This is a genomic window from Streptomyces sp. Edi4 (assembly GCF_040253615.1).
Classification (GTDB): Bacteria; Actinomycetota; Actinomycetes; order Streptomycetales; family Streptomycetaceae; genus Streptomyces.
This window is the reverse complement of the sequence record NZ_JBEJGY010000004.1, coordinates 7354491-7365517: the sequence shown is the minus strand read 5'-3', so window position 1 is coordinate 7365517 and position 11027 is coordinate 7354491. Positions and strand designations below refer to the sequence as shown.

The 11027-nt window shown below is 72.5% G+C and carries 1 protein-coding gene and 1 pseudogene; both read right to left on the bottom strand.

The window, feature by feature from the left end:
- Positions 1–44: 44 nt before the first annotated feature.
- Positions 45–5112, bottom strand: a pseudogene (locus tag ABR738_RS35050) (type I polyketide synthase).
- 144 nt (positions 5113–5256) lie between these two features.
- Entirely contained in the window at positions 5257–10908 is a 5652-nt protein-coding gene (locus ABR738_RS35045) for a type I polyketide synthase (protein WP_350233989.1), read from the bottom strand.
- Between the last annotated feature and the right edge of the window lie 119 nt (positions 10909–11027).

Genomic DNA, 11027 nt, shown 5'->3' with positions numbered 1-11027 from the left:
GAAGTGGAGTGGTAAGAGAAGGGGAGCGGGGGCGGATCAGCGGCTCAGGAGAGCCCGAGTTCCTTGTCGAGGAAGTCGAAGACGTCCTCGGCCGACGCGGTGTCGAGTCGGTCGGCGACCGTGGGGCCGCCCGTTGGGCCCGTGCTGCCCGCCTCACTGTCGTCGTGGGTGCGCGCGTTGAGCCGGGTGATCAGTTCCTGGAGCCGGTGGCTGATCCGGCTGCGTTCGATCTCCTCGACGGAGAGGGCCGCCGCGACGGATTCGATGCGCTCCAGCTCGGCGAGGACCGGTACGGCGGGGGCTGTCTCGCTCGCGCACAGCTCGCCGTGCAGGTGCCTGGCCAGGACGTCGGGGTTGGCATAGTCGAAGAGCAGGGTGGCGGGGAGCTTCAGGCCTGTGACGGCGCCCAGGCGGTTGCGGAACTCGACGGCGGTGAGCGAGTCGAAGCCGAGCTCGTTGAAGGCGCGGCTCGACTGCACGGTGTTCGCGCTGTCGTAGGCGAGGACGAGGGCGACCTGGCCGCGCACCAACTCCAGTACTTCGCGGCGCTGTTCGCTCTCCGGCAGGGCGGAGAGCCGGGCGATCAGGTCGCCGGCCGCCTCGGCCGGGGTCGTCGGGCCGGTGGCGCCGGCGGCCGAGGTGGCTCCGGCGCGCACTTCGGGGAGGTCCGCGATCAGCGGGCTCGGCCGGGTCGCGGTGAATCCGGCCGCGAGCTGGGGCCAGTCGGCGTCCAGTACGCCGACGACGGTCGTTGTCCGGTCCAGGGCGCGCTGAAGTGCCGTGAGGCAGATACCGGCGTCCATCGGCGCCAGGCCGCGCCACCAGGAGCGGTCCTGCGAGGCGTCCTCACCGGCCATGCCGGCGCCGTCCCAGGGGCCCCAGGCCACGGAGGTGGCCGCGAGGCCGAGAGCGCGGCGGTGCTGGGCGAGGGCGTCCAGGTAGGCGTTGGCCGCGGCGTAGCTGCCCTGTCCGGCGCTGCCGAGCAGTCCGGCGATCGAGGAGAAGGTGACGAACGCGGTCAGTGCGTGGTGCTGGGTGAGCTCGTGCAGGTGCCGGGCGGCTTCGGCCTTCGGGCGCAGGACACCGGCGAGGCGCCCGGGGGTGATGGACTCCAGTACGCCGTCGTCGAGGACGCCCGCGGTGTGCATGACGGCGGTCAGCGGTTGGTCCTCGGGGACCTGCTGGAGCAGCGCTTCCACTGCGGCGCGGTCGGCGACGTCGCAGGCCGCGATGGTCACCCCGGCGCCGAGCGCGGTGAGTTCGGCGGTGAGTTCGGTGGCGCCGGGCGCCTGCGGGCCGCGCCGGCTGGTCAGCAGAAGGTGGGCGGCGCCGCGACGGGCGAGCCAGCGCGCGACGTGCGCGCCGAGCGCGCCGGTGCCGCCGGTGATCAGGACCGTGCCCTGAGGCTTCCAGTTGGCGTGGCCGTCCCGGACCGTGGTTCCCGCGATGGTCGTGTCGGCGGGGATGTGGACGAGCCGGCGGCCGAAGGTTCCCGACGCGCGTATGGCGATCTGGTCCTCCGGCGCGCTCTCCTGGCCGGTCTCGGCGCGGGTGAGCGCGGAGACGAGGCGGGCAGCGGCGGACTCGTCGGCGCGGGGCGGCAGGTCGATGAGTCCGCCCCAGCGCTGCGGCTGCTCCAGGGCGACGACCCGGCCCAGACCCCAGACCGGGGCCTGCTCGGGGTGGGGCAGTTCCTCCGCCTCACCCACCGCCACGGCGCCGCTGGTCAGGCACCACAGGGGGGCTTCAATCGCGGCGTCGCCCAGGGTCTGGGCGAGTGCGACGGTGGCGGGCAGGCCGTGCGGGCCCGTGGTGAGGGCGAGCAGGGAGACGACGGCGCGCACGGGCGCCTCCGCCTCGCACGCGGTCCGCAGGTGGTCCGTGAGCGCGCTCCTTGCGGCGTCGTCCGTTTGGTCCGCCGTGTCGGCCAGGGAGGTCAGGGTGGCGTCGTCCACCGTGATGAGACGCGGTTGCGCGCCGTGGGTCCGCAGGGCGTCGGAGAGCCGGTCCGTCCAGACCCGCACCTGCGGCCCTTCGGGGGCCACGATCAGCCAACTGCCCGCTGTGGACGTGGAGTTCGGGGCGTTTTCGGTGAGGGGTCGCCAGTCGATCCGATAGCTCCAGGCGTCGGCGCTCGCCTCCTTCACCCGGCGTGAGCGCCACGACGCGAGCAGCGGGAGCACGGTGTCCAGGGAGTCGCGCTGGGGACCGGGTTCAGCGCCCAGCGCGTCGGCGAGCGTCCCGGTGTCGGTGCGTTCCACGGCGTCCCAGAAGGCCGCGTCTCCCGCGCTGCCGGGTACGGTACGGGACGCGTCGGCGGCCGCGCCGGAACCTTCGGCGGCCTCGCCCTCCCACCAGTAGCGCTGGCGCTGGAAGGGGTAGGTGGGCAGCTGGACCCGGTGTCCGCCCCAGGTCCCGGCGACCGCGTGCCAGTCGACCGCCGTGCCGTGGACGTGCAGTTCGGCGAGGGCGCCGATCAGGGCGACCGGTTCGGGCCGGTCGGCGCGCAGTACCGGTACGAAGGTGAGGTCCTGGCGGTCGGCGTCATCGGCCAGACACTGCTGGGCGAGCGCGGTGAGGGTGGCGCTGGGGCCCAGTTCCACGAAGGTGGTGACGCCGTTCTCGCGCAGGGTGGCCACGCCGTCGCTGAAGCGGACGGTCTCACGCACGTGCCGCACCCAGTAGTCCGCCGACGTCAACTCGCCCTCGGCGCACAGCCTTCCGGTGAGGTTGGAGACGACGGGCAGGCGGGGCTCGCTCATCGGCAGGTCTGTGACGATCTTGCGGAAGTCCGCGAGCATCGGGTCCATGCGGGGTGAGTGGAAGGCGTGGCTGACGCGCAGGCGCGATGTCTTGCGGCCCTGCTCCTTGAGCTGCCGCGCGGCACTCAGCACGGCGTCCTCGTCGCCGGAGAGCACCACGGAACGCGGGCCGTTGACGACGGCCACACCGAGCCGTTCCCCGAGCAGTGTCCGCACGTCCTGCTCGGACGCCTCGACGGCGACCATGGCGCCACCGGCGGGCAGTTCCTGCATGAGCCGGCCCCTGGCGGCCACCAGGGCACAGGCGTCCGCGAGGGTGAACACACCCGCGACGTGCGCGGCCGCGAGCTCTCCGATGGAGTGGCCGATCAGCAGGTCGGGACGTACGCCCCAGCTCTCCAGGAGCCGGAAGAGCGCCACCTCGACCGCGAAGAGGGCGGTCTCGGGTGTATCCCGTGCGATCCAGCTCGTCCGCGCTGCGCCCCTCATCCGGCTGCTTCCCACCGGGCCACATGACGTCGCGTGACGGCCGGTCGAGGTGGGGGTCGAGGGCGTCGCAGACCGCGTCGAGTGCGGCCGCGAACACCGGCTCGTGAGCGTACAACTCCTGCGCCATACCGAGGCGTTGGGCGCCCTGGCCGGTGAACATGAAGGCGGTGCGCGCGCCGGGCCCGCGTGGGGTGCCCAGGATCAGACCCGCGCTGTCCTCGGCCGTGGCCAGCGCGTCGAGTCGGCGCAGCAGTCCCTCGCGGTCGCCGGCGACGACGACGGCCCGGCGGTCGAAGGTGGCGCGTGAGGTGGCCAGTGAGAACGCGATGTCGGCCGGGGTGTCCTGCCCGGCGGCGACCTGGGTACGCAGCCGGGCGGCCGCCTCGCTCAGCGCGTGGTCATCGCGTGCCGACAGCAGGAAGGGCAGCGTCCGGGCGGCGGACGCGTCCGTCGCGACGTCCGCCGAGAAGTCGGTGGGCCGCTCGGGGTCCTCCGCGGTGGCGGGCGCGGGGGCTTCCTCGATGATGACGTGCGCGTTGGTGCCGCTGAGCCCGAACGAGGAGATGCCGGCCCTGCGCGGCTGTTCGCTCCCCCACGCCACCGGCTCGGTCAGGAGCCGCACGCTCGCGGCGCTCCAGTCGACCTGCGGCGTCGGTTCGTCGACGTGCAAGGTGCGGGGCAGCACCTGGTGCTGGATCGCCTGCACCATTTTGATGATGCCGCTGACTCCGGCGGCGGCCTGCGCGTGTCCCATGTTGGACTTCACCGACCCCAGCCACAGGGGTCTTTCGGCCGGGCGGTCCTGGCCGTAGGTGGCGATGAGCGCCTGCGCCTCGATGGGGTCACCCAGCACGGTGCCGGTGCCGTGCGCCTCCACCGCGTCGACATCCCGCGCGGTGAGCCCGGCATCGCGCAGGGCCTGGCGGATGACGCGCTGCTGGGCAGGTCCGTTGGGGGCGGTAAGGCCGTTGCTGGCGCCGTCCTGGTTGACGGCGGAGCCGCGTACGACCGCGAGGACGGGGTGGCCGTTGCGCCGCGCGTCCGACAGGCGCTCCACGAGCAGCACGCCCACGCCCTCGGACCAGCCCGCGCCGTCCGCCGCTCCCGCGAAGGACTTGCAGCGTCCGTCCGACGCGAGTCCGCGCTGCCGGCTGAACTCGATGAACATCTCGGGCCCCGCCATCACGGTGACCCCGCCGGCCAGCGCGAGGGAGCACTCGCCGTTGCGCAGGGCCTGCGCGGCCAGGTGCAGCGCCACCAGTGAGGACGAGCAGGCGGTGTCGACCGTCACGGCGGGGCCCTCGAAGCCGAAGGTGTAGGCGACCCGGCCGGACACCAGGCTGCCGGCCGTGCTGCCCCCGGCGTAGTCGTGGTACATCAGACCCGCGAACACACCGGTCCTGCTGCCCCTGAGGGTGGCCGGGTCGATGCCCGCCCGCTCGAACGCCTCCCAGCTGGTCTCCAGGAGCAGCCGCTGCTGGGGGTCCGTCTCCGGAGCCTCCCTGGGGCTGAGACCGAAGAACACCGGGTCGAAGTCCCCGGCGTCGTACAGGAAACCGCCCTCGCGCACATAGCTGCGGCCGGGCCTGCCGGGCGCGGGATCGTACAGCGCGTCCATGTCCCAGCCCCGGTCGGTGGGGAACTGGCCGACCACGTCGGTGCCTTCGTCCACCACCCGCCACAGGTCCTCGGGGGAGGTGACACCGCCCGGATAGCGGCAGCCCATGGCGACGATCGCGATCGGCTCGTGCTTGCCGTCCTCGACCTCACGCAGGCGGCGCCGGGTCTCCTGGAGGTCGGCCGTCGCACGCCGCAGGTAATCACGCAGCTTCTGGTCGTTCGCCATCGGTGTCTGAGCCAATCTGAGGTCTGTCGAGCGATACGGGGGCAGGAATGCGGGGGTACGGATACGCGGATGTACGGATGCGTCGCGTGCGCGCGGGACCGGTCGCGGGCCGGGGATCCCGGGCGTGGCCCCGGCCGTCGCGGCCGGGGCCACGCCCGGCTAGGGCAGTCCGATCTCGTCGTCCAGAGCCGCGAACAACTCCTCGTCCGTCGCCGACTCGTAGTCCCTGCGGACGTCGGCGTCCGGCGCCGCGCCACGCCGCGCCCGCCAGGTCCGCGCCAGCGTCTCCAGCCGCGCGGCGACCTCGGTGAACTCGGCGTCGTGCTCGTCCTCCCCCGGGGGCGAGGCGAGCAGCGCCGATTCCAGGCGGTCGATCTCGGACAGCAGCGACGCTCCCGGCGACGCCTCCGGCACGAGTTCGGCCGCCAGGTGTGCGGCGAGCACCGTGGGCGCCGGGAAGTCGAAGACGAGGGTCGCCGGCAGCCGCAGGCCCGTGGCCGCGTTGAGCAGGTTGCGCAGATCGACGGCGGCCAGCGAGTCGAAGCCGATGTCCTTGAACGCCCGCTCCGGGTCGATGAGTTTGCCGCTGCCGTGGCCGAGTACGGCGGCCGCGTTGTCCCGGACCAGATCGAGCAGAAGAAGCTGACGATCGGCGTCCGACAGACCGGACAGCCGCAGCGGGAGAGCGTCGGCGACAGCGGGCGCCGGGCCCGTGCGACGCGCCGGAGTGCGAACGAGCGTACGCAGCAGCGCGGGCACCTGGCCGCCCGGCGAGCTCAGCGCCGCCGTCTCCAGGCCGACCGGGACGAGCACCGGGGCGTCGCCCGACTCAAGGGCCGAGTCGAGCAACGCGAGCGCGCGGTCGGTGGGCAGCGGGCGCATGCCCATCCTCCGCAGGCGCTCCAGGTCGGCGTCGGCCAGCTCACCCGCCATGCCCTGGGTCTCCGACCACAGCCCCCAAGCGAGCGAGAGTCCCGGCAGACCCTGGCTCCCGCGGTGACGGGCCAGCGCGTCCAGGAAGACGTTCGACGCGGCGTAAGTGGCCTGCCCCGCCCCGACGAAGAGACCGGCGGTCGAGGAGAACAGCACGAAGGCCGACAGGGCTTGACGCTTCGTCAGCTCGTGCAAATGCCAGGCAGCATCGGCCTTGGGCCGCAGCACCCCGTCCAGGCGGGGCGCGCTCTGCGTCTCGATGAGGCCGTTGTCGGCGATCCCGGCCGTATGGATCACTGCGGTGAGGGGGCGACCCGCCGGAATGTCGGCGAGCAGCTTCTCCAACGCGGTACGGTCCGCCACGTCACAGGCCGTGATCATCGCCTCGGCCCCCAACTCCGCGAGCTCCTGACGGAGTTCGGCGGCACCCGGCGCGTCCTCGCCTCTGCGGCTCACGAGCAGGAGACGGCGCGCGCCGTGCCGGGTGACCACGTGCCGGGCCACGGCCGCGCCGAGGCCGCCCGTTCCGCCGGTGATCAGCACGGTGCCCTCAGAGTCCCAGCACCGGGCGGCCGCTGTCGGCCCATCGGCGAGGGCGCCTCGCTGTTCACGTATGAGCCGTGGCTCCGACAACAGCCCGTCACGCAGGGCGAGTTCGGGACCCTCTGCGGAGGCTGCGGCCCGCAGGAGACGGCCGGTGGAAACAGTGGGATCGGCGCTGGACCGTCCGTCCCAGTCGAGAAGCAGCAGCCTCGCACCGGGGTGCTCGGCCTGCGCCGAGCGCACCAGCCCCCATATCGGTGCCCGCGCCAGATCGACGGTGGTCCCCGCCCCGCCATCTGGACCCTCGGCGCCACTGGTGAGGATCACAAGCCGGGAGTCGGTGAGCCTCTGGTCCGACAGCCACTCCTGCACGGTGGCGAGCGCCCGGGCCGTCGCCTCACGCATCCGGTCCAGGAGGCCGTCCCCGTCAGCCGCGCCGTCCCCGTCCGTGACCGCGTCATCGTCCACGCAGCTGAGAACCACGAAGTCCGGTACGGGACCGGAAGCCGCCCTGAGCTCCGCGAGGTCGGGGAAGACGGCGGCTTCGCTACCGAATGCCTGCGCGAGCCGACCGCCGTCGCCACCGCTGATGACCGCCCAGTTGCCCACCGGCGCCTCGGCCGGCGACCACTCGGTCCGCTCGGTCCAGGTCGGCCGCAACAGCGCGTCGTCACTCCCGGCCGCCGCAAGCTGGCCGGCACTCACGGCACGCGCGGCGAGCGAGCGGATCGAGATGACCGGCGCGCCGCTCGCGTCCGTGGCCGTGACCGTCGCCTCGTCCGCACTGCGCGAGGTCACTCTCACCCGCAGCGATGTGGCGCCCGTCGCGTGCACGGTGACACCGCTCCACGCGAAGGGCAGCCGGGGCCCCGCGGCACCGTCCTGGCTGTCCCTCTCGTCAAAGAGGTTGGCGTGGAGTGCGGCGTCGAGGAGGGCGGGGTGGAGGGCGAAAGTGGTGGCGTCGTGGTGTGCGGTTTCGGGGAGGGTTACTTCGGCGAGGATGTCGCCGTTGTGTTCCCATGCGGCTTTGAGGCCTTGGAAGGTGGGGCCGTAGTGGTAGCCCTGGGTGGCGAGGTGTTGGTAGGTGTTGTGGAGGGGGAGGGGTTGGGCGCCGGGGGGTGGCCAGGCGGCGGGAATGGAGTCGGCTGGTGTGGAGGGGGGTTGGGTGGTGAGGGTGCCGGTGGCGTGGAGTGTCCAGGGGGTTTGGTCTGGTGCTTGGTGGGGGCGGGAGTGGATGGTGAGGGTGTGGTCGGGGGTGGTGGTGTGGTCCGGGGTGGTGGTCTGGACGCGGAGGTCGGTGTATTGGTCGGGGTGGAGTGTGAGGGGTGCGTGGAGGGTGAGTTCTTCGAGGTGGGGCGCGCCGGTGTGGTGGCCGGCGTGGAGGGCGAGTTCGACGAAGGCGGTGCCGGGGAGGAGCACCGTGCCCAAAATCGCGTGGTCGGCCAGCCAGGCGTGGCTTTGTGTGCTGATGCGTCCGGTGAGGACGGTGGTGTTGGTGCCGGGGGCGGTGACGAGGGCGCCGAGCAGGGGGTGGTGTGCGGGGCTCTGGCCCAGGGTGGTGATGTCGCTGGTGGCGGGGGCGGACTCCAGCCAGTAGCGCCGGCGTTGGAAGGGGTAGGTGGGAAGGTCCACGTGCCGGGTGGGGCCGCCGGTGTGCAGCGCGGGCCAGTTCACGGTGTGGCCGGTGGTCCAGAGGCGGGCCAGGGCGGTGAGTGTTTCGGTTTCCTCGGGGCGGTTGCGGCGCAGGAGGGGGATGAAGGCGGTGGTGGTGTCGTCGTCCAGGGTGCCTTGGGCCATGGCGGTGAGGACGGCGTCGGGGCCGATCTCCAGGAAGGTGGTGGCGCCTTCGGCGGCCAGGGTGCGGATGCCGTCGGCGAACCGTACGGCTTCGCGGACGTGGGTGACCCAGTACTCGGGGGAAGTCAGCCGGCCTGGGGTGGCGGTGCGGCCGGTGACGTTGGAGACCACGGGGATGCGGGGCTCGTGGTAGGTGAGTCCCGTGAGTATGTCCCGGAAGTCGTCCAGGATGGGGTCCATGAGGGGTGAGTGGAAGGCGTGGGAGACCTTGAGGAGGGTGGTCTTACCGCCCTGGTCCCGTACCGCTTCCACGACCTTGTCCACCGACGCGGCCGCGCCCGAGACCACCACCGCACGCGACCCGTTGACGGCGGCGATCGTCGCGTCCTGGACGCCCTCCAGCAGGGCGAGGACATCCTCCTCGGTCGCCTGTACGGCCGCCATCACACCGCCCTCGGGCAGTGCCTGCATCAGCCGTCCGCGCGCCGCTACCAGAGTGCACGCGTCCGCGAGGGAGAACACACCGGCGGCGTGGGCGGCGCTGATCTCGCCGATGGAGTGACCGGCCACCATATCCGGCCGCACACCCAACGACTCCGCCAGCCGGAACAGCGCGGCCTCCACCGCGAACAGCGCGGGCTGCGCATACGCGGTCTGGTCGAGCAGCGCCGCGTCAGCCGATCCCTCCTCCGCGAACAGCACATCCTTCAACGGCCGTTCCAGGAGCGGATCCAGGTGCCCGCACACCTCATCAAGCGCGGACGCGAACACCGGGAATGCGGCTGCTAGTTCACGCCCCATGCCGACCCGTTGCGCGCCCTGACCGGTGAAGAGGAACGCCAGCCGGCCCTCAGCCCGGACACCGCGCACGACACCCGGGTCCGTCTCGCCCGACGCCAACGACCGCAATCCCGCCAGGAGTTCATCGCGATCCGGCCCCAGCACCACCGCGCGGTGTTCCAGCTGGGCCCGTGCCGTGGCCAGTGCCAGCCCGACAGCTGCCGGGTCCGGCGCATCGGCACCCTCCAGCAGGCCCACCAGACTCGCGGCCTGCGCGCCGAGGGCCGTGCCGGTACGGGCGCTGAGCGGCAGTGCCAGCACCGCCGTGTCCCGCCGGGGCACACCGGAGGACGCGCCTTCGGGTTCGGCGGCCGGGTCCGGGGCCTCCTCCAGGATGACGTGGGCGTTCGTGCCGCTGATCCCGAACGAGGACACACCCGCACGACGGGGTTCGTCGTTCGGCCAATCCACCGCCTCGGTGAGCAGTTCCACCCGGCCCGCCGTCCAGTCCACCTTCGATGACGGCGCGTCCACGTGCAGGGTCCTGGGCAGGACACCGTGACGCATCGCCATGACCATCTTGATGATCCCGGCGACGCCGGCGGCTGCCTGGGTGTGGCCGAGGTTGGACTTCACCGAACCCAGCCACAGCGGGTCCTTGTCCGCGCGGTTCTGGCCGTAGGTGGCGAGCAGGGCCTGCGCCTCGATGGGGTCGCCGAGCCGCGTACCCGTGCCGTGCGCCTCCACCGCGTCGACGTCGGTCGGGCGCAGGCCGGCGTTGGCGAGAGCCTGAAGGATCACGCGCTGCTGCGACGGACCGTTCGGCGCCGTCAGACTGCTGCTCGCACCGTCCTGGTTCACGGCGGAGCCGCGTACGACCGCGAGGACGCGGTGCCCGTTGCGCTGGGCGTCGGAGAGGCGTTCCACCAGCAGGACGCCGACCCCCTCGCCCCAGCCGGTACCGTCGGCGGCGTCGGCGAACGGCTTGCACCGGCCGTCGCCCGCCAGACCGCGCTGCCGGCTGAACTCGGTGAAGGTGTCGGGTGTGGACATGACCGTGACGCCGCCGGCCAGCGCGAGTGAGCACTCGCCGCCCCGCAGCGCCTGGATGGCCCAGTGCAGGGCGACCAGCGAGGACGAGCAGGCGGTGTCGACCGTGACGGCGGGGCCTTCGAGACCCAGGGCGTAGGAGACGCGTCCCGAGACGACGCTGCCCGAGTTGCCGTTGCCGATGTACCCGTCCACCTCGTCCGGAACGCTGGACAGGCGCGAGGCGTAGTCGTGGTACATCACTCCGGCGAAGACGCCGGTGCGGCTGCCGCGCAGCGCGTGCGGGTCCAGCCCGGCGCGCTCCAGCGCCTCCCAGGAGACTTCGAGAAGAAGTCGCTGCTGGGGGTCCATCGCCAGGGCCTCACGCGGGCCGATGCCGAAGAAGCCGGCGTCGAAGTCGGCCGCGTCGTGCAGAAATCCGCCCTCGCGGGCATATGTCGTGCCGGGCTTGTCGGGATCGGGGTCGTACAGCGCGTCGATGTCCCAGCCGCGTCCGGTGGGGAATCCGGAGATTCCGTCCCGGCCGGCCGCCAGCAGCTGCCACAGCTCCTCGGGGGAGGTGACACCGCCGGGATAGCGGCAGCTCATGCCGACGATCGCGATGGGCTCGTGTTCCCTGCGCTCGGCTTCGCGCAACTGGCGGCGTGCCTCCCGAAGGTCGGCCGTCGCTCGCTTGAGGTAGTCGAGAAGCTTCTTCTCGCTTTCCACCCAAGAACCCCCTGAACCCGTTCGGATTGTCCATCCGAACGCTACGGGCGCCCCTTGTCGGCCTACCACCCATCACCCCCCCTAGCCACCCCTACTAGCGGCACCCGGAAGGACCCCTA